15 protein-coding genes are annotated in these 20,990 nt (G+C 68.6%); 5 read left to right on the forward strand and 10 right to left on the reverse strand.

What is annotated here, in order from left to right; translation table 11 throughout:
• The first annotated feature begins 43 nt into the window (after positions 1 to 43).
• The 4 genes from GB932_RS05550 to GB932_RS05565 all read left to right on the forward strand — a co-directional run bounded on the left by GB932_RS05550 (position 44) and on the right by GB932_RS05565 (position 8,045).
• Positions 44 to 6,724: an RHS repeat-associated core domain-containing protein gene (locus tag GB932_RS05550; protein WP_156759683.1), complete on the forward strand. Its 6,681-nt coding sequence runs from the start codon at positions 44 to 46 to the stop codon at positions 6,722 to 6,724.
• Positions 6,721 to 7,125 (forward strand): DUF6188 family protein, encoded by a 405-nt coding sequence (locus GB932_RS05555; protein ID WP_156759684.1) that lies wholly within the window; start codon positions 6,721 to 6,723, stop codon positions 7,123 to 7,125. The genes GB932_RS05550 and GB932_RS05555 overlap by 4 nt, the downstream gene beginning before the upstream one ends.
• 98 nt (positions 7,126 to 7,223) lie before the next feature.
• Positions 7,224 to 7,772 carry a hypothetical protein gene (locus tag GB932_RS05560; protein WP_156759685.1) on the forward strand — a complete coding sequence of 183 codons (549 nt, stop codon included), beginning with the start codon at positions 7,224 to 7,226 and terminating at the stop codon, positions 7,770 to 7,772.
• 57 nt (positions 7,773 to 7,829) lie between these two features.
• Positions 7,830 to 8,045, forward strand: a complete 216-nt coding sequence (locus GB932_RS05565) for a DUF2283 domain-containing protein (protein ID WP_197517316.1) — start codon at positions 7,830 to 7,832, stop codon at positions 8,043 to 8,045.
• Between the two features lie 24 nt (positions 8,046 to 8,069).
• Here the strand turns inward: GB932_RS05565 and GB932_RS05570 are convergent, their stop codons facing one another.
• The 10 genes from GB932_RS05570 to GB932_RS05615 form a co-directional block, all read right to left on the reverse strand.
• On the reverse strand, positions 8,070 to 8,921 hold the full coding sequence (locus GB932_RS05570) for a hypothetical protein (RefSeq protein WP_156759686.1): 852 nt from the start codon (positions 8,919 to 8,921) through the stop codon (positions 8,070 to 8,072).
• Between the two features lie 12 nt (positions 8,922 to 8,933).
• Complete coding sequence (locus GB932_RS05575) at positions 8,934 to 9,548, reverse strand: NUDIX hydrolase (protein WP_156759687.1); 615 nt, start codon at positions 9,546 to 9,548, stop codon at positions 8,934 to 8,936.
• 71 nt (positions 9,549 to 9,619) lie between these two features.
• Entirely contained in the window at positions 9,620 to 11,557 is a 1,938-nt protein-coding gene (gene nagE, locus GB932_RS05580) for an N-acetylglucosamine-specific PTS transporter subunit IIBC (protein WP_156759688.1), read from the reverse strand.
• Between the two features lie 95 nt (positions 11,558 to 11,652).
• Positions 11,653 to 13,296: an ABC transporter ATP-binding protein gene (locus GB932_RS05585; RefSeq protein ID WP_156759689.1), complete on the reverse strand. Its 1,644-nt coding sequence runs from the start codon at positions 13,294 to 13,296 to the stop codon at positions 11,653 to 11,655.
• Entirely contained in the window at positions 13,293 to 14,243 is a 951-nt protein-coding gene (locus GB932_RS05590; RefSeq protein WP_156759690.1) for an ABC transporter permease, read from the reverse strand. Before GB932_RS05590 ends, GB932_RS05585 begins: the two co-directional genes overlap by 4 nt.
• A 2-nt stretch (positions 14,244 to 14,245) precedes the next feature.
• Entirely contained in the window at positions 14,246 to 15,331 is a 1,086-nt protein-coding gene (locus GB932_RS05595) for an ABC transporter permease (RefSeq protein ID WP_156759691.1), read from the reverse strand.
• A gap of 92 nt (positions 15,332 to 15,423) precedes the next feature.
• Positions 15,424 to 17,040 (reverse strand): ABC transporter substrate-binding protein, encoded by a 1,617-nt coding sequence (locus GB932_RS05600; RefSeq protein WP_156759692.1) that lies wholly within the window; start codon positions 17,038 to 17,040, stop codon positions 15,424 to 15,426.
• A gap of 161 nt (positions 17,041 to 17,201) precedes the next feature.
• Positions 17,202 to 18,071, reverse strand: coding sequence for a 3-methyladenine DNA glycosylase (locus GB932_RS05605; protein ID WP_156759693.1), 870 nt, complete (start codon positions 18,069 to 18,071; stop codon positions 17,202 to 17,204).
• A gap of 5 nt (positions 18,072 to 18,076) precedes the next feature.
• Positions 18,077 to 19,372, reverse strand: coding sequence for a M18 family aminopeptidase (locus tag GB932_RS05610; protein ID WP_156759694.1), 1,296 nt, complete (start codon positions 19,370 to 19,372; stop codon positions 18,077 to 18,079).
• 32 nt (positions 19,373 to 19,404) lie between these two features.
• Positions 19,405 to 20,118, reverse strand: a complete 714-nt coding sequence (locus tag GB932_RS05615; protein ID WP_156759695.1) for an SOS response-associated peptidase — start codon at positions 20,116 to 20,118, stop codon at positions 19,405 to 19,407.
• Positions 20,119 to 20,508: 390 nt separating this feature from the next.
• On the opposite strand from GB932_RS05615, the gene GB932_RS05620 reads away from it, so the two are divergent.
• Positions 20,509 to 20,988, forward strand: a complete 480-nt coding sequence (locus GB932_RS05620; protein ID WP_231916027.1) for a signal peptidase I — start codon at positions 20,509 to 20,511, stop codon at positions 20,986 to 20,988.
• Positions 20,989 to 20,990: the final 2 nt, after the last annotated feature.

Raw genomic sequence — 20,990 nt, forward strand, 5'->3', positions numbered from 1 at the left:
CGGGGCGGTTGTGCTGACGGCAGTGCTCGCGGTGAATGCTGCGGTGACGGGTGCGGATCGTTCCACGGCAGCGGCGGTATCGGAGGACGACGGGCTCGTCGAAGAGACCCGCGAGGACAACTTCGACCAGGTCGTCGCCGACCTCGTCGACGAGACGGTGCATCCATCTGCCCCGATCGACGTGTCGGCAGAGGAACCCGCGGACCAGGGCGCTGCGCTCGATCTGCCGTCGAAGCTCCCGACAGCGGACGAGGCGACCGTCCGAGTCGGAGCAAACGATGCCGACGACAGGGCCCGGGAGGACATCGGCGGGCTTCCGGTGATCGTCTCAGCACCTGACGGTGGGGATGCTCCGGATGCGGTCGATGTGCGGGTTCTCTCCGAAGAAGACGCGGCGGCGACGGGCGTATCCGGTGTCGTGATCGAGGTCGAAGACACATCGGAAGGCGCGGAGCCGGGGCGCGAGGTCGAGCTGGACATCTCGTACGCGGACTTCTCCGGTGCGGCCGGAGGCGATTGGGCATCGCGTCTGCAGATCGTGTGGGTCCCCGAGTGTGAGGATGATGCGCGCCTCGGTGTGGAGTGTCGCATCCAGCCACTGGACACGGTCAACGACAAGGACGCGCAGACGATTAGCGCGGTCGTGCCCGTCATCGTGACCGACGAAGAGGAGCCGGCGCCCGCACCGACGCCAACACCCACCCCGGAGCCGACGCCGACGGAGATCGCGACCCCTGCTCCGACGCCGCCGGACGCCCCTGAGCCGACACCAACACCAATCCCGGAGCCCACATCCACCCCGACGCCAGAGGCGGGCGCGGCCCGTTCGGCTCCGACGGATGCGTCGGATGAGTCAGACGCAGGATTCGCCGCGGTCACGGAATCTGCGAACTCCGACGAGGCATCCGCGATTGGCGCGGTCGCCGTCACGACGACCGTCTCGGGATCCCACGGAGACTGGTCGGCGACGAGTCTCTCCCCGACATCGACCTGGGGATCAGCGGGCAACACCGGCGGATTCACCTGGACGTACCCGTTGAAGGCTCCGCAGGCCGTTGCCGGGCCAGCACCGGAACTGTCGATCGGGTACGACTCCGCCGTCTCCGACGGGAAGGTGCCCTCGGCGAACACCCAATCGGGGCTTCTGGGCGAGGGCTTCGTTCTCGGCGACAGCTTCGTCGAACGCGTCTACGTTCCCTGCAGCGATGACGAAGTCGCCGGGAACAACGTCGACCTGGACGCGCCGGATCTGTGTTGGGGAACGGAGAACGCGACCCTCTCGTTCGACGGTTCGTCGATGGAGCTGGTGAAAGACGCCGACACGGGCGAGTGGCACACACGACAAGAAGAGGGCTTGCGGGTCGAGCATGTCGAGGCGGGTGGCGCGGCCGGCGAGTACTGGAGGCTCACCACTGTCGATGGCGTCGTCTACACCTTCGGCCAGGTCGCCGCCTCGAACTCCGCGTGGACTGTCCCGGTGTACGGAAACCACGCGGGTGAGCCGTGCCACGCGGCGGAGTTCGCCGACTCGCGGTGCGACCAGGTGTGGCGGTGGATGGTCGACAGCGTCGTCGACACCACGGGCAACTCGATGTCGTACACGTACGAGACCGAGCAGAATCACTACCGTCCGTTCTACGGAACGGCGAACGTCGCGTACACATCGGGCGGTCATCTGACGCGGATCGACTATGGCACCCACCCCGATGACGGCGTCTCGGCCGCTCCAGCCCGGTTCACGCTGAGCTACGCGCCGCGCTGCATCACCGATCTTGCGGATGCGTCGTCGTGGTGCGGTTCGGGCCAGACATCGATGACCGCGAACCACTGGCCGGACACGCCCGTGGATCTCGCCTGCGCGGCGGCCGACCCGTGCGAGGTGTACACCCCGACGTTCTTCGACAGGGCCAGGCTGTCGAAGATCGTCAGCTATGCGCATGACGGGTCCGCGTACAGGATGATCGACGCCTGGACGCCGACGCAGAAGTTCGTGCCGCAGGGCGACGGCATCGGGCTCGACGGCGCGGAAGGCGTGATGCTGCGGCTCGAGAAGCTCCAGCACGTCGCACACGCAGGTCCGGCGGCGGACATCACTCCGCCGGCCGTGCTGTTCACCTACACGGCCCTCGAGAACCGCGTCGCGGCGCCGGATCTCAGCGACGGGTTGTGGCGGCACCGCGTAACCGGAGTGCGTACGGAATCCGGCGCCACGATCGGCGTCTCGTACCGGACGGAGTGCTCGGAGACGGACCAGCCGTCGTCGGCGGCGAGCAATGCGAAGCTGTGCTTCCCCGTGAAGTGGTCGGTCGGCCCGATCTCCCCGAAGCGCACCGACTACTTCCACAAATACGTCGTCGACACGGTCGTGGAATCCGGCTCGACCGTCATCGACGGGTCGACGGAGCTGGTCACGGGGTCGCTCCCGGTCGCGACGAAGTACGTCTACGGCGGCGGCGCGAAGTGGGTCCAGCCGACGGGACCGCTCGTCGACGATGCGGAGCGAACCTACTCGGAGTTCCGCGGTTTCCGGACGGTGAAGACGATACTCGGGACGGAGGGGCAGCAGTCCTCGACCCAGCGCACCTACTTCCGTGGCGCAGGCGGCACGATCACCGCAGGCTCGTCGACGAACCCGATCACCGTGGACGACGATGAGGACATCTTCGCGGGCCAGGTGTTCTCGACCGTCGAGCTCGACGGCACTGCGAAGGTGTCCGAATACGTGACGACCCCGGGCGATCCCGTCGTGGTCGCGACGAGCGCACACGATTCCTCGTTCACTGCGACGCGGATCCCCGCACAGACGACGTACGGATACATATACGCGAAGGACGGGACGACGGCCGTGCAGCGGACCCAGTCGATCGCGACCTTCAACGCCGACGCACAGGTCATCGCGGTGGACGACAGAGGATATCTTGCGACGACGAACGACGACCTGTGCACGACGACGTCGTATGCAGCGTCCGGTGATGACGCGCTCGCGAGTAGGAACCTCGTCGGACTCGCCTCAAGCACCGAGACGGTCTCGAAGTCCTGCGGGACGGCGGTATCGCGCCCCGACGATGTCGTGGCGGCGTCGCGGTCGGCGTATGACGCCCGTGGGCTCCTCACCACGAGCGAGGTCCTCGACCCGACGGATGGTTCCGGCTGGCAGACGACGAGCACGATGACGTACGACACACGCGGCCGACCACGGAGCGTGACGGATGCCATGGGGAACGTCACGTCGACGTCGTACGAGAGCACGGCCGGCGGCTTCACGGCATCGACGACGGTCATGAACGTGCTGGGCCATACCGTTGCGACGACGTTCGACCCTCTGCTGGGCGTTCCCACATCGACGGTGGACCAGAACGGCAAGGTCACGACCGGCGCATATGACGCGCTCGGGCGCCTCGTCGAAGTGAGGTACCCACAGCACGCGGGACTCTCGTTGCCTTCGGTGACGTACGAGTACGTCGTGCGAGCCACCGGACTCAACGCCGTGGTCACGCGTACAATCGCGGCTGATGGTGACCACCATCGCGTGAGCGTTGAGCTGATGGACGGACTGCTGCGCCCGTTCCAGACGCAGACGGAGAGTGTCGATACGGGCATCGATCGGAGCGACGACATCGCCACCCGTGGCCGGCTCGTCGCGCAGACCTACTACGACTCCGCAGGTCGTATCGACACGGTCACGCAGCCGTGGAATGTCGCCGGCGCACCGTCCTCGACGCCGCAGGCGGGCATTGTGGTTCCGCCCGCCCAGACGACCTACGCTTACGATGGCGCAGGACGCGTCGTGGACGAGGTGTTCTGGATCGGCAACACGTCTGATCCGGCGAACGAGCAATGGCGCACGACGACCGTCTACGACGGTGACACGACCCTCGTGATTCCGCCGAACGGTGCGAGCCCGACACTGACGAAGACCGATGCCCGCGGGCGGACTGTCGAACTGAGGGAGTTCGAACGCGACCCGATCGCGCAGGCGGCCGCCGACTCGGAGCCGGACGTGCGTGCACTCGCCTCGCGCACGACGACGTACGGGTACACGCCGGACGGACAGATCGCGACGCTCAAGGAACCCGGCGGCGCGACCTGGGCGTACGAATACGACTGGGGCGGCCGACAGATCCGCGCGGAGGATCCGGACGCCGGTTCGTCGACGATCGCCTACGACGTGCTCGGGCGTGTGTCGACGGTCACCGACGGGGCCGGGGAGAAGCTGGCATACACGTACGATGCGCTCGGCCGAACGACGAGCGTTCGCGACGACTCCGTAACGGGCCCGGTGCGTGCGTCGTGGGAGTACGACACAGTGCAGAAGGGCCTGCTCACGTCGTCTACCCGAGTTATCGACGGCGCGAGTTACGTCGACGAGATCGCGTCCTACGACGACGCCTACCGCCCGACGCGGACGACCACGGTGCTGCCGGATACGCCCGCGTTTGCGGCTCTCGGAGCGAAGTCGTTCTCGACCGACTACGAGTACACATCTGACGGCCAGCTGTCGCAGGTGACCTATCCGAAGGTCACGCGGGCCGCGAGCGACGGTGGGGCGGACGCGACGGTCCTGGGGCCGGAGAAGGTGTCGACGTTCTACGACGACGCCTCGCTGCCGTCGTGGATGAGCGGAGGCTTCGGCTGGGGCGTCTACGTGGCGGCATCGAAGTTCACCGCAGAAGGACGCCTCCAGGCGATGGACCTCGGGAACACGTACGGCACGGCGGTGTCGTACCAATACGAGGACGGCACCAAGCGCCTCTCGCGTATCTCCACCGACCGCGCCGGCATCGATGGCACCGAAGTCGACATGTCGTACGCGTACGACCCGTCGGGCAACGTCACGAGCATCGTCGATGCTCCGACGCGTGCGACGTTGGCGACAGCGGACGGCCGTGACCGCCAATGCTTCGAGTACGACGGATACGCCCGGCTGACGCTCGCGTGGACGCCGGGGATCGACGAGTGCACGACCGCACCGACGAACGCCGGCATGGGCGGTGCCGCCCCGTACTGGGAGACATACGCGTACGACATCGCGAACAACCGCACGGAGCTCACCACCCGCGATGTCGCCGGCGTCACGACGGTCTCGGCGTATGACTATGGATCGGCGGCGCATGCGCACGCGGTGACGAACGTGACCGCCACCGTGGGAGAGACTGCCTCGACGACCAGCTACGAGTACGACGGGGCCGGCCGCCGCATCTCCGACAGCAACCCGGATGCCGACACGGGTGCCGCATACAGCTGGGACGCGGAGGGGGAACTCGTCGGAGTCGCGGGCGACGCGTACACCTACGACGCCTCCGGGACACGACTCATTCGTTCCAGCGGTGGGGTGACGACGGTCTACCTCGGCGGTCAGGAGGTGCAGATCTCCGAGGACGGCGCGGTCAGCGCGACGCGCTACTACTCGTTTGCGGGGAACACCGTTGCGGTCCGCACCGACCGTGGCCTCGGCGGTGTCACGTCGCTGGCCACCGATCACCACGGGTCCCCAGTTGCATCGATCCCAGCGACGGGGAACCCGTCCGTGACGCCGGTGGGCCGCTGGTATTCGGGCCCCTTCGGGGGAACGCGCGGTGACGAGGCGATCCCGGGTGACCATCGGTTCCTCGGGGCGGTTCGCGACGCGTCGGGTCTGACGATGCTGGGGGCGCGGTTCTACGACGAACAGGTCGGGGCGTTCATCAGTGTCGACCCGCTGCTGGACATGGCGAACCCCGCGCAGTGGAACGCGTACGCCTATGCGAACTCGTCGCCGGTCACGTTCTCGGACCCGAGCGGCCTGATGGTCAAGATGACGAGGGCCGATGGCGGCGGCGGTGGCAGCAGCAGGGCGGCCTCGAGCTCGGCTTCCATGGGCACCTACGGCTCGACGAACGCCCCGGTGAAGAGCTTCTGGGGAGGTCTCGCGGCAGGTGTGAGCAGTGCGTGGAGCACGGTGTCCGATGCGGCGTCGACTGCTGTGGATTGGGTGTCGGACAACCAGTCCGTGATCATCGGGGCCGCTGCGGGCATCGTGGTCGGTGCTGCGACCACGGTGGGCTGTCTGGCGGCGACCGGGGGTGTGGGGAGCGTCGGGTGTGTGATCGCGGGCGGGATCGCCGGCGGTGCGGTGCAGGGTGCGGTGACGAACCTGTGGGATACGCAGGTCACGCGTACCCGGGAGTTCACGTGGGGATCCCTCGCGGTCGACACGGGCGTGGGGGCCGTGCTCGGTGGCGTGTTCAGCGTGGCGGCAGCCGGGGTGGGTGTGTTCGTCGCGAAGGCGGCGGCGCCCGCGGTCAAACAGCTCGCCGCGGCGCTGAAGGGCGCGCTGAAGCCGTCCGCGCCGAAGCCTGCTGCGGCGCCGAAACCGGCGGGGTTGGGGGTCGCCGCCGACGCGCCAGCGCCTGGCGGAGCGTCCGGAAGCATTGCAAACAACGGTATGTCAGATGGCGATCGTCTATTCGTGGCTGCCGGGCGGGGAGCCACGTACGACATCCCGACGGGCTGGAGTCAGCGGATGGCTGATAATGGCAAGGGACTTGTGTTTCAACGGACCGGTGCAAGCGGTAATGCGGATATGATTCGGATCATGGATCCTACGGTGAGGTATCAGGCGGGCTACGTGCGCGTGTATAACTCCTATGGGCAACCCACAGATGTTTTTGGAAACCCGGGCCCAGCCTCCGCGACTCACATTTCGCAAGATTATATTGGCGAATGGCCGGGGTGGCCCCGATGATCGATATCTCGAAGGTCGGTGACCGTTGGGTGCTCCCTGTTGTTGGTCAGCTTGTGGCTCAAGTCAGTGTGGACTACGCCGTCACGTTGTGTTTAATTAACAACGTCGCGGTGCGAATTGAACAGCAGTTCGTTATTTCGACCAAAAATGGGGAGGAATATACGATCATCCCTGCGGGAGATCTTAGCCAGCTTGCACCGGTGCTCACATTGGCGCGATCAATATTGACGGAGGGCTTCGCGTTTGAGGATGGGCACCTTGAATTGGTCTTCAATGATGGCGCGCGCGTTTTTGTGCCTTCGAGCCAAGACTACGAGCCATGGGAAATTGTTGGCCCCGCCCATATGCGGATCATCTCAGCTCCGGGGGGTGAGCTCTCGGTTTGGCTTCCCAATAGCTAATGAACATTGTGATAATGGGTTCATGCTGAATTTCCTTGATGTGCTCGAAGAAGTCGATCCGTGGTAATCATGCATCGATTCTTTAGGCCTGATTTCTGATGGTTGTCGGTAGGCGCTTCGTCTCAGATTTCGAGGCTACGATCTCGGACCGTGTCGTCGATCCGCAGTACAGTTTCACCGCCGAGGGCGGCGGGTCGCGAGCGGTGATGGTGGCGGTGGAGCCGTGGCGCAACCCCGGATGGACCGCCACGTTCGCGGCGCCTGATCCGGGCCGTCGCGCTCTCAGCATGCTGCTCGAGACTCCGAGCCGAACGGGGCTCTGTGTCGTGGAACGCGGCACGGCCTTCTTAGGTGACGTTCTCGAGCCCGATGGATTCAAGGTCGTTGCGACTCCGGGCCCCGTGGTGGCTGCTGAGGAACTGGTGACTGAAGGAGTGCTCCTGCTGGTCACGCCATGGGCGATCACTGCGGTCGGGCACGCCGGTGTGCCGTGGTCGACGAGGCGCATTGCGATCGATGGCGTGCGGGTCGATGAAGCCAGTCACGGCTGGGTTCGGGGTGTCGCAGATCCCGGAGACGACGAGCCTCGCGACTTCGCGATCGATCTGGCTTCAGGGCAGGCGGTCGGTGGAACTCCGACCACCTGATCGACGGCGGGTGACGAGGAACCGCGGCGGGGCGAGTCAGGCGGAGGGACACGGTTTGTGAATCTGAGCTGCGACCCGGAAGCGGATGCTGCTTACGCCGACATCGTCGACGACATTGGTGTTCGCGGTGTCGCTAAGACAGTCTCGGTCGACTCAGCCGAGGTTGAGGGGATGATGAACATGGGCTTCGACCACGAAGGGCATCTTGTAGGTATCGAGATCCTCGATGCTCGCAGATATTCGGCCGCCGAGATTCTCGGCGAAAGTGTATGATCCTGCTGACTTTCTCGCGGCCCGTCAGCAGCCGAGCTCGCTGCGCAGCCGCGCGATGTGGCGCGCCGTGATGTCGTCCTCGGCGACGCCCTCGTCGAAGCGCGGCTGCTCGCGGATGACGCGGAACGGCACATCGGGCACGGTGCCGCACGGGCGCACGTCGAGGTGGGTCGTGTCGAAGCCCGATTCGTGCAGCTGCGCCGACATGTCGTAGTCCTGCCCCGAGTCGCCCGCCGTGAACCACCAGCGGGGCGGATCCATGCGCGCCGAGATGAGCTCGAGCGCGCGGCGCGCGCCGAGGGCCTTGCCGCTGGCGACGTGCTCGACGTCGACGGAGATGACCGTGGGGTAGATCGTCATCGATGCGGCGAGGCCGAGCCGGTCGATCTCCTCCTCGAACGCGGCGACGATCTCGGTGCGACGGGACACGAAGGTCTCGTTCGGCACCTCCACGTGCTGCTCGAGAGAGATCATCGTGCGCTTCGTCTCATCGAAGAAGATGACGTCGTCGAAGCGCGCGGCGATCTCGCGCCCGGCCTCGACGAGCGCGGCGGGCGGCGCGATGTCGTCGTCGCGATGGGTCTCGCCGACAGCGACCGCGCCGCCGGCCGACGCGAGGGAGAACCACGTGCCGCCCTTCTCGCCGACGCCCCACACGGGGTCCTCCGGTGTCAGCCCCGCCTCGGCGAGCCGGGGGATCACGCGCTCGGCGAGGAAATCGGTCGAGCGTCCCGTGTTGAACACGACGGGGCACCCGGCCTGCGCGATCGCCACGAGATCGGGCGCGAGGGACGGCACCCGCAGCGTGCGGGTCTGGGTGCTCGAGAGGGGGCCGTCGACGTCCAGCAGGAGGCCGAGGGCGGGGGAAGCTGTCACCGGGCCATTCTGTCAGCTCAGCGGAACCTCGCGCGCGACGTCCCACGGCTCCTCCCAGCCAAGCCGGGCGAGCACGCGGTCGAGCAGACCCGCCGTGAAGCCCCACACGAAGCGCTCCTCGCCGTCGACGTGCAGGAGCCAGCCCGGGCCGCGGCGGATCTCGCGGCCCTGGCGGATCGTCCACGTCACGCGGTTCGCGGGATCCACGAGATCGGCGACGGGCGCGCGGAAGACGGCCGACGACTCGGCCGCGTCGACGGGGCGCACGGGCGTCGGCTGCCGCCACCACCCGACCACAGGGGTGACGACGTGGTTCGAGAACGGCAGCGGCTGGTCGCCGAGCCGCCCCAGCACCTCGACACCGGCCGGATCGAGGCCGGTCTCCTCCCACGCCTCGCGGAGGGCGGCGGCCTCCGGGCCGTCGTCGCCGGGATCCACCCGCCCGCCGGGGAACGCGATCTGGCCCGCGTGCGAGCGCAGCGTCTGCGCGCGCGTCAGGAGGAGGACATCGAGGTCCGCCGAGACCGCGGCGTTCTGCGCGCGGTGGTCGGCGGGCAGGCGGTCGAGCACGCCGAACAGGATGAGGACCGCGGCCGCGCGCGCGTCCTCGACGTCGAATGCACCCATGGCGGGCGGATCCCAGATCGGCTCGGGACCCGCCCGCTCGACGAGCTCGCGCAGCTGCGTGTAGGCGGTGCTCAGCGGAACTCCACGGTGGCGTTCTCGTCGTTCAGGACGACGACCGGGGTGATCGTCGGCAGCCCGGCGGCGCGGATCTTCTCGAGGTCGACGCGCAGGAGCGGCGTCCCCTCATCGACCGTATCGCCGGTCTTCACGAGGTTCTCGAATCCGTCGCCGCCCATGCCGACCGTCTCGAGGCCCACGTGGATGAGGATCTCCGTGCCCTCGTCGGTCACGATCGCGACCGCATGGCCCGTGTCGAACACATGGCCCACCCGGCCGGGTGCGGGCGCGACGATCGTGTCGCCCGTCGGCTCGATCGCGAGGCCGGGCCCCATGATCTGCTCGGCGAACGTGGGATCCGGGACAGCGCTCAGCGGCTTCACGGCGCCGGCGATCGGCTGCAGCAGCGTGAGGACCTGGTGCGCGGTCGCCGTCCGGATCGTGTCGGTCGCCGGGGTCGCGGCGGGGGCGTCGATCGCCGGCGGCACGAGACGGCCGGACATGATCGCCACCATCGCGTCCTTGACGAACTGGACCTTGACGCCGTAGATCACCTGCACGGAGGTCCCGCCCGGCTTCATCGTCCCCGCGGCGCCTGCGCGCTTGAGCGCGGCCTCATCGACCGCCGAGACGTCGGCGAGCTCCATGCGGAGTCGGGTGGCGCAGTTGTCGAGGCTCGCGATGTTCGCGGATCCGCCGAGCGCGTCGATGAACCGCGCGGCGGTCGCGGCGAACTTCGCGTCGCCGACCGGGGCGTCCGCGCCCTCGTCGGCGAGCTCGTCGTCGTCCTCTCGGCCGATCGTCTTCAGCTGCCACTTCTGGATGACGAAGGTGAAGACGAGGAAGTAGATGACGAACCAGGCGACGCCCATGATGAGGAGGATCCAGGGGTTCTGCGCCATCGGGTTGTTCCATCCGAGCCCGAGGTCGATCGCGCCGGCCGAGAAGCCGAAGCCCATGCGCGTCGGGAGCAGCGCCGTGATGAACATCGAGATGCCCGTGAACACCGCGTGGATCGCGTACAGCACGGGCGCGAGGAACATGAACGAGAACTCGAGCGGCTCGGTGATGCCGACGAAGAACGAGGCGATCGCGGCCGAGAGCAGGATGCCCGCGGCCGCCTTCTTTCGCGTCGTCCTCGCCGTGACGTACATCGCGAGCGCGGCGCCCGGGAGGCCGAACATCATGATCGGGAAGAACCCGGACATGTACTGGCCCGTGACACCGTATGTCCCCGTGTTGTTGAGGAAGTTCGCGAGGTCGTTGATGCCGGCGACATCGAACCAGAACACCGAGTTGAGCGCGTGGTGCAGCCCCAGCGGGATGAGAGCGCGGTTGAAGAAGCCGTACAGGCCGGCGCCGACGGGCCCCAGACCGACCATCCACTCGCCGAAGCCGACGAGGGCCTGGTAGACGAACGGCCAGACGAAGAAGAGCACCGCTGCGAGGACGAGCGACATGCCGGCCGCGACGATCGCGACGGCGCGCTTGCCCGAGAAGAATCCGAGCCAGTCGGGCAGCTTCGCGTCCTTGAAGCGGTTGTAGGCGAACGCGCCGATGAGACCGCAGAGGATGCCGGTGAAGACGTTCTGGATGTTGCTGAACGCCGGGTCGACCTTGTCGACGAGGTCCGGATCCGCGCCGACGTCGAATCCGAGGAACTTCGCGACCGTCATCGGTGAGAGCAGGACGGTCACGACGAGCCAGGAGACCAGACCGGCGAGCGCCGAGGTCCCGTCGGATTTCCTGGCCATCCCGATCGACACGCCGATGGCGAAGATGATCGCGAGATTGTTGAGGATCGCGCCGCCGCCCTGCAGCAGGAAGGTGGAGACGACGCTCTGCCCGAGCGTGTTCTCGATCCAGTTTCCGAATCCCATCAGGATCGCCGCGACGGGCATGACGGCGATGGGCAGCATGAGCGATTTGCCCAGGTTCTGCATGAACTTCATCGGGTGCTCCGACCTCGAGGATGACGGGTGATGACGTGAAGATATCGGCACCGGGGCGCCCGCGACAGGGGGTGCGCGGAACGCCCCGGCGCCGATCAGATGCGGCGCCGCCGCTCGCGTCGGGCGGCCTGCTCCGCGGGATCCGGGACGGGCAGCGACGCGATGAGGCGCCGCGTGTAGTCGTTCTGCGGATCCCCGAGCACGTCGGCCGTGCGCCCCTGCTCGGCGACGCGTCCGTTCCGCAGAACCGCGATGCGGTGTGCGAGCATGTCGACCACCGCGAGATCGTGCGTGATGAACAGGCACGCGAAGCCGAACTGCTCCTGGAGGTCCTGGAACAGTTGGAGGACGGTCGCCTGCACGGACACGTCGAGTGCGCTCGTCGGCTCGTCCGCGATGAGCAGCTTCGGGTTGAGGGCGAGGCCGCGCGCGAGCGATGCGCGCTGTCGCTGACCGCCCGAGAGCTCGTGCGGGAAGCGCCGGGCGAAGTCGCCCGGGAGGCGCACGGCCTCGAGCAGCTCGACCACGCGATCCTCCGCGTCCTCGACGCTCGACGCCTCGCCGTGCACGATGAGCGGTTCCGCCACGCACGCACCGATCGTGAGCAGCGGGTTGAAGCTCGACGCGGGGTCCTGGAACACGAAGCCGAGGTCCTTGCGATGCGGGCGCAGCTGGCGCTCGCGCACGCCGTTCATCTCGACGCCGAGCACCTCGAGGGATCCGCCCGTCACCGTCGTGAGGCCCGCGATGGCGCGCCCGATCGTCGACTTCCCGGAGCCCGACTCGCCGACGAGGCCGAGGACCTCGCCGGGGCGGATGGTGAAGTCGACGCCCTGCACGGCGCGGAAGCCGTGTGCCCCGAACCGGCCGGGGTACTCGATCTCGAGCCCGCGCGCCGTCACGAGCGGTGCGGCCGATGGGTCGCCTGTCCAGGTGCGGTCGGCGATGTCGAGCCGGGGCACGGCCGCGAGCAGCGTCTTCGTGTACTCGGCCTGCGGCGCCGCGAACAGCTCGTCCGTCGGCGCCGTCTCGACGACGTCGCCGCGATACATGACGCACACGCGGTCGGCGAGGTCGGCGACGACGCCCATGTTGTGCGTGATGAGGAGGATCGCGGTGCCGAACTCCTCGCGCACGACGCGCAGCAGGTCGAGGATCTCGGCCTGCACCGTGACGTCGAGGGCCGTCGTCGGCTCGTCGGCGATGAGCACCTTCGGCCCGAGGGCAAGCGCCTGCGCGATGACGATGCGCTGCTTCTGTCCGCCCGAGAACTGGTGCGGATAGTCGTCGACGCGCTTCGTCGGATCCGGGATCCCGACCTTCTCGAGGATCTCGATGGCGCGTGCCCGCGCCGCCTTCTTCGAGATCTTCTCGTGCGCGCGCAGGCCCTCGGCGATCTGCCAGCCGACGGGGAAGACGGGGTTGAGCGCCGTCATCGGCTCCTGGAAGATCATCGCGGCCTCGGTCCCGCGCAGCTCGCGCAGGCGGTGGCCCGAGAGGGTGACGACGTCGGTGCCGTTCACGATCACGGCGCCCGTCGTCGTGGCGGTCTCGGGCAGGAGGCCGAGCAGCGTGCGCGCCGTGACGGTCTTGCCGGATCCGGATTCGCCGACGATCGCGAGCACCTCGCGGTCGCGGATGGCGAGATCGATGCCGTGGACGACGTGCACGTCGCCGCCGTCGGTCGCGAAGGTGACGTCGAGATCCCGGATCTCGACGGGGAGCTGATCGGCGCTCACGCGGCGACCTCCTTGTCCTGTCGCGCGGCGCGTCGGCGCGTGCGCAGGCGCGGATCCGCGAGGTCGTTGAGGCTCTCGCCCACGAGCGTGATGCCCATCACGACGAGGACGATCGCGATGCCGGGGAAGACGGCCGTCCACCAGCGGCCCGCCGTGACGTCCTCGACGGCGCGGTTGAGGTCGTAGCCCCACTCCGCAGCCTGCGTCGGCTCGATGCCGAAGCCGAGGAAGCCGAGGCCCGCGATCGTGAGGATCGCCTCCGAGGCGTTGAGCGTGAAGATGAGCGGCAGGCTGCGCGTCGCGTTGCGGAGCACGTGGCGGAGCATGATGCGCCACGTGGACGCGCCGACGACGCGCGCCGACTCGACGTACGCCTCGCTCTTGATCCGCACGGTCTCGGCGCGCACGACCCGGAAGTACTGGGGGATGAAGACGACGGTGATCGAGATGGCGGTCGCGAGGATCCCGCCCCACAGCGTCGACTGCCCGGCGGAGATGATGATGGCGGCGACGATCGCGAGCAGGAGCGACGGAAACGCGTAGACGGCATCGCAGATGACGACGAGCACGCGGTCGAGCCACCCGCCGAGATAGCCCGAGACGACGCCGATGAGGATGCCGACGAACAGGCTCATGACGACCGACACGATGATCACGAGGAAGGCCGTGCGGGATCCCCACAGCACGCGCGAGAAGACGTCGTAGCCGGCGATCGTCGTGCCCCAGATGTGCTCCGCCGACGGCGGCTGGCGCGGCGTGAAGGTGCCGGCGTCGTCGGCGAGCTGCGCGTAGCCGTAGGGCGCGATGAGGGGCGCGAAGGCGGCGACGAGCACGAACACGGCGCAGATCGCGAGGCCCGCGATGAGCATGCCGCGCTGCAGGCCGACGGCCTGGCGCACATCCTTGACGACCGGGATGCGGTCGAGGAGCGGGGTGGTGGTCGTCATCGTCAGTACCTCACCCTCGGGTCGATGAACGCCGCGATGATGTCGACGATGAAGTTCGTGAGCGCGACGATGACGGCGAGCAGCGCGACGATGCCCTGCACGGCGACGAAGTCGCGGGCCTTGAGGAACTCGCTCAGCTGGTAGCCGAGACCCGCCCATTCGAAGGTCGTCTCCGTCAGCACGGCGCCGCCGAGCAGCAGCGCGATCTGCAGGCCGATGACCGTGATGATCGGGATGAGCGCCGGCTTGTAGGCGTGTGTGCGGACGAGGCGGAACTCGCTCACACCGCGCGAGCGGGCGGCGTCGATGTACGGCATCGACAGCGTGCCGATGACGTTCGTGCGCACGAGGCGGAGGAACACGCCCGCCGTGAGCAGGCCGAGCGCGAGCCCGGGCAGGAGCGCGTGGGAGAGGACGTCGCTGATGAGCGGCCAGCTGCCCGTGCGCAGCGCGTCGATCAGGTAGATGCCGCTCGCACCGTCGATGCGGCCGAGCTGCAGCTCGACGCGCGGCGAGGCGCGGCCGGAGCTCGGCAGGACGCCGAGCCACACCGAGAAGACGAGCTTGAACAGCAGGCCCGCGAAGAAGACGGGCGTGGCGTACATGAGGATCGCGAAGACGCGCAGGACGGCGTCGCCCCAGCGGTCGCGGATCGCGGCCGCGAGCATGCCGAGCGGGATCCCGACCATGAAGGCGACGACGAGCGCGTAGATCGCGAGCTCGAGGGTCGCGCCGCCGTATCGCAGCAGGATCCCGGTGACGGCCTGTCCGTCGATCGTCGTGCCGAAGTCGCCGCGGGCGATGCCGCCGATGTACTCGGCGTACTGGACGATGAGGGGCCGGTTGTACCCGGCGGCCTCGATGCGCTCCGCGAGCTGCGCCGGCGTGAGCTGGCCGCCGAGCGCGGCCGTGATGGGGTCGCCGGTGACGCGCATCATGAGGAACACGGTCGTCACGAGGATGAAGATCGTCGGGAAGATGAGGAGGAATCGGATCAGCACATAGCGCCAGAGCGATGTGCCGCCCGATCCCTTCTTCGCCTTCGCAGGGGCCGCCGATGCGCCGGCGGCGAGGGTGGGTTCTGCCACGGGGAGTCCTTGTGGGATTTCGGGCGGAAGACGGATCCGGGGCGGCTCGCCTCGTGGACGAACCGCCCCGGACCGACGTCGTTCCGGCTGGGTCAGCGCGTGATCGACGCCATGCGCAGCTTGAACGAGGCGTCGAGCACGATGCCCTCGACGTCGCTCGCGGACACGGCGACCTGGGCGCCCTGCAGGTACGGGACCGTCGAGAGGTCCTCGGCCACCTTCTGCTGGATGTCGCCGAGGAGCGCCTCGCGCGCGGCCTGGTCGCCCTCGGACGCCTGGTCCGCGATCATCTGGTCGACCTCCTCGTCGGCGTAGTGGTTGACGAGGAAGTTCTCCGAGCGGAAGAACGGCGTGAGGTAGTTGTCGGCGTCGGAGTAGTCGGGGAACCAGCCGAGCTGGTACGCCGGGTACACGTCGGAGACGCGGTCGTCGGAGTACTGCACCCACTCCGTGCCGGCGAGGGTCACGTCGAAGAGGCCGTCGGCCTCGAGCTGCTGCTCGATCAGCGCATACTCGTCGGCCGAGTTCGGCCCGTAGTGGTCGGGGCTGTACTGCAGCGACAGCGCGATGGGCGTCTCGACGCCGGCGTCGGACAGGACCTTCTCGGCGGCCTCGGCGGACGGGGCGCCGTCGCCGTCGCCGTACAGCTCCTTGAGCGGCTCGGTCGCGCCGGCGAAGCCCTCGGGGACGTACGAGTACAGCGGCGTGTACGTGCCGTCGTAGACCGTCTCGCTGAGCGCGTCGCGGTCGATGAGCGACGCAAGCGCCTGGCGCACGGCGAGCGCCTTCGCAGGATCCGCGTCGTCCGTCTGGGCGCCGTAGGGCTGCGTGTCGAAGTTGAAGACGATGTAGCGGATCTCTCCGCCGGGGCCCTCGTGCACGGCGAGGCCGTCGTCGCCCGAGAGGTCGTCCACGTCGCTTGGCGACAGGCTGCGGTAGGCCACGTCGACGGATCCGTCCTCGACGGCGAGCTTCAGGTTCGACGACTCGGCGTAGTAGTTGATGAGAACGCCGTCGTTCGCGGCGGGGGCGACGAGGCCCTGGTAGTTCTCGTTCGGGGTCAGCTCGATGAGCTCGTTGAACGTGTAGTCGGTGATCGAGAACGGCCCGCCGAACGCGTTCGCCTCGACGATGTCGTCGTCGGGGGTGACGGCGTCGGCCGCGAAGGTCTCGTCGTCGACGATCGCGCCCGGGAAGCTCGTGAGCACGTGGGGGAACGTCTGGTCGTCGGCGTTCTTGAGGTGGAACACCGCGGTCAGCCCGTCGGGCGTCTCGACGGAGTCGAGGTTGCCGAGCAGCGACGACGGCCCGTTCGGGTCGGCGATCGCGAGCTGGCGGTCGAACGTGAACTTCACGTCGCTCGACGTGAGCTCGTTGCCGTTCGCCCACGTGAGGCCCTCGGGGAGCGTGACGGTGAACTCGGTCGGCCCCGTGAACTCGGCCGATTCGGCGAGGTCGGGGACGACGTCGGTGCTGTCCGGCGCCGTGTTGACGAGGTACGGGAACACCTGGGTCTGCAGGGTGAGGGATCCGTTGTCGTACGAGCCGGCCGGGTCGAGGTGCGTGACGGAGTCGGTCGTGCCGACGATGATCTGGTCACCGGCGGCGCCGCCGTCGTCGGTGCTCGCGCAGCCGGCGAGCGCGATGGCTGCGACGGCGGGGACGGCCACGGCCAAGGCGCGCCTGCGCGCATGCGTCGTGAGGGTCATGGGTGCCTCTTCTCGAAGATGCTGTGTGCTGTCCGTCACCACGGGTCGGTGACAGGGATCTTTCAATATTCACACAGCGTACGGTCAGTGAGGGCTCGAAAGCGGATATCCACGCCATCCTGATTGAGCAGAATGCACTCGGGTGGGTGTGGCGCGGGACATTATGCGACGGGTGTCGAAGTCGGCGCCCATGCGTCGAGGAGCGCGTGTCGCAGGCGGTCGGCGCGGTCGGCGAACGCCCGCTGACGGCGCACATACTCGGCCTTCCCCTCGGGTGTCTCGATGCGGACGGGGTCGAATCCGAAGCCCCGGAGGTCGTAGGGCGCGGCCTCCATGTCGAGGCGTCGGATGTCGCGGGCCAACTCGAACGCGTCGAGGAGGAGCGCACCCGGCGCGAGGGGCCCGAGCTTCACGGCCCACTTGTAGACGTCCATCCCGGCGTGGAGGCAGCCGGGCTGCTCCCGCTCCTGCTGGCTGTCGCGGTCGAGCATCCGGCGGTTGCGGGGTACCGCGTCGGGGGTGAAGAAGCGGAAGGCGTCGAAGTGGGTGCACCGGAGCTCGTGCGCCTCGACCAGCCGGTCGGTTCCCGCCTGGCCGAGGCGGAGCGGCTGCGGATGGCGGTGCACCCGCTGCCGATAGACCATCGCCCACTCGTGCAGTCCGAAGCAGTCGAACTGCCCCGGGCGCGACGCGGTGCGGCGCAGCATGATCTCGATGAGCCGCGCGAGGCCCGGCTTCTCGCGCGCGAAGCCGTCGGCGTCGGGCGTGAGGGATCCCTCGCGGCGCCCCGCGCGATAGCCGCGCCACGCGGCGCGCGGGGTGTCGACCGCGTCACGCAGCTCGATGCCCGCACCGGGGTGCCAGCGGCGCAGCTGCGACGGCTTGTGCGAGTAGTACGTGAACAGGAAATCCCACACGGGGTGCTTCTCGCCCCGCTGCGCGCGTTCGCGATGGGCGGCGGTGAGCGCGTCGGCCCGATCCTCGTGGAGCCGTTCGCGCTCGCGCCATTCCTCCCGGTCGAGTTCGGTCATTCGGTTCAGCGGGCGAGGATCACGCTCATGGCGCGCGACAGGTACCAGGGATCCACGACGGCCGCGAGCTCGCGGGCCGAGTGCATGGACAGGATCGGCGCGCCCACGTCGACCGTTCGGATGCCGAGGCGGGTCGCGGCGATCGGGCCGATCGTCGAGCCGCAGGGCACGGTGTTGTTCGACACGAAGTCCTGTGTCGGCACGCCCGCCGTCGCGCACGCCGCGTTCCACGCAGCCGCGCCATGGGCGTCCGTCGCGTAGCGCTGGTTCGCGTTGATCTTGAGGATCGGCCCGCCGCCGGCGATGGGCTGATTCGCGGGGTCGTGCTTCTCGGAGTAGTTCGGGTGCACGGCGTGCCCGACGTCGCTCGAGACGTGGAGCGATCGCGCGAAGCTGCGGGCGCGGTCGTTCGCCGTCGCGCCGAAGGAGCCGAGGATCCGCGTGAGGACCTCCTCGTGGAAGGGACCCGCCGCGCCGGAGCGCGAGGCGGATCCGATCTCCTCATGGTCGAAGGCCGCGAACATCGCGATGTGATCGTTCGGCCGTGCGTCGAGGATCGCGACGAGACCCGCGTGCGTCGACAGGAGGTTGTCGAGGCGGCCGCTCGCGAACAGCGCCTCGTCGGCACCGAACGTGCGCGGGGGCTGGGTATCGGCCGCGACGATGTCGAAGCCGCCGATCTGGTCGGCGTCGACGCCCGCCTCGCGGGCGAGCACGGCGACGATGTCGGCGGATTCCGCATCGCCGAGGCCCCAGATGGGCGCCGTGTGGCGCTGCTTGTCGAGGGTGAGGCCGTCGTTCACCTGGCGGTCGAGGTGGATCGCGAGCTGCGGGATCCGCGTGAGGGGGCCCGTCCGGACGAGGTGCTCCGCGCCGGCGAGCGTGACGACGCGCCCCGCGAGCTCGAGCTCGCGGTCGAGCCACGAGTTCAGCAGGGGGCCTCCGTACACCTCCCAGCCGAGCTGCCACCAGCCGCCGGCGCCCGTCGTCGACGGCTTCGGCTTGAGCTTGAAGCTCGGCGAGTCGGTGTGCGCGCCGACGATCGCAAACGGCGTCGTCGCCGCGACGGCATCGGGCAGCGCGAACGCGATGACGGACCCCTCACGGACGACGGCGTAGCGCCCGCCCGGCTCGAGGCGCCAGGCGGCGGACTCGTCGAGCGTCTCGAAACCGGCCTCTTCGAGGCGGCGGAGGCTCTCGGCTGCGGCGTGGTACGACGACGGAGAGGCCGCGACGAATGCGGCGAGGTCGGCGATGTGCTGGCGGGCGTCGTGCGGAATCGGAGAGGTCACACCGTCCATTGTCGCGCGGATCGGCCGGGAGCAGTCGGAGATCACTCGGCGACGGGCTCGATGAGGGTGGGGGCGTCGTTGCGCACATTGCCGACCGCCCGGTCGACCTCGTGCCACGCGAACGATTCGGCCACTCGCGGCGCGTCGTCCATCGCCGCGTCGAGGACGTCGCGCGGGTTCTCGGCGGCCGGATCGAGCCACGCGTCGGCGTGGTCGGCGTCGAGGAACACGGGCATGCGATCGTGCACGGAGGCGAGGGCGCCGACACCGGAGCGGGTGAGGATCGTGAAGCTGAGGATCCATCGCTCCGGGTCGTCATCGGCGCGCCCCGCGTCCTTCCACCACTCGTAGAGGCCGGCGAAGAGCATCGGCTCGCCGCCTTCGGGGTGGATGAAGAGCGGCACCTTGCCGTCGTCGGACCTCTTCCACTCGAAATAGCCGGTTGCGGGGACGACGGCGCGGCGCTTCGCGAGCGCCGGGGTGAACATCCGCTTCTGCTCGAGCTCCTCGGCCCGCGCGTTGAAGGTCCGCTGGCCGATCGAGAGGTCCTTCGCCCATCCGGGGACGAGACCCCAGCGGGCCGCCTCGACGCGGCGGGAGGGCGGGTCGGTCTTCGCCGAATCGAGCACGATCGCGGCGCGCTGCGTGGGGGCGATGTTGTAGCTCGGCTCCGGCAGGTCATCGGCGATGTGATCGGCGCGCAGTTCCCCCACGAGCTCGCTGCCGACCCTGGCCACGACGAATCGTCCGCACATGCCTCGACCCTACGACGCAGGCGCCTCGCGCGGGCGTCGGATCGTTCGAGTGGCCCCTGCGCGGGCGTCGGACCGACTTCGAGGTCTCTGCGCGGATGTCGGACTGCGAGCGAAAACGTGGTGGGATTCGCCGTCTTGGTGCGGGAATCGGCGTAGGAATCCGACGCTCGCGCCGGGGTCATCGATCCGGTTCCGACGCTGGCGCACTGCCGTCGCTCTGGCTCCGACGCTGGCGCGGGCGGTGAGCCCGGATCCGACGTTCGTGGGCATGGCGGGTGCGATCTCGGCGCGGATGGCGTTCAATGGATGAACGGCAGGTGAACAGAAGGTGTCGTGTTCGTGTCGCGCGCGGATGCGACTCGATTCGGGAGGGGGTGCGTCGTGTCGACGATGACCGTGTCGCAGGCGCCGATGCTGCTGCGCCCGTCGATTCCCACCCGGCATCGTCGCCTTCTCACGGTGCTGCTCGCGGCCGCGACGGTCGTGCTGCTCGGCGCGGCGTCGACGGCGCTCCTCTCGTCTCTCCGCATCTCCCCGCTCGTGGTCGTCTCGGGGTCGATGGAGCCGTCGCTGCCGATCGGGACGATCGTGTACTCGCAGGCGGTCGACGCGGAAGCCGTCGAGGTCGGGGACGTCGTGACGACGGATCGCTTCAACGGACCCGGGACGGTGACGCACCGCGTCGTGTCGATCGAGCGGTCACCGGAGGGTTCCGCCGTCCTCACGCTCAAGGGCGACGCGAACGCGGGCGTCGACCGCGAGACCTACGAGGTGGACGAGGTCGGCGTCGCGCGGGTCGCGCTGCCGTATGCGGGGCTGCCGCAGCTCTGGATCCAGGGCGTGCTCGGCATCGACCCGCTCGCCGGCTGACG

Source organism: Microbacterium karelineae, assembly GCF_009745985.1.
GTDB classification, from domain to species: domain Bacteria; phylum Actinomycetota; class Actinomycetes; order Actinomycetales; family Microbacteriaceae; genus Microbacterium; species Microbacterium karelineae.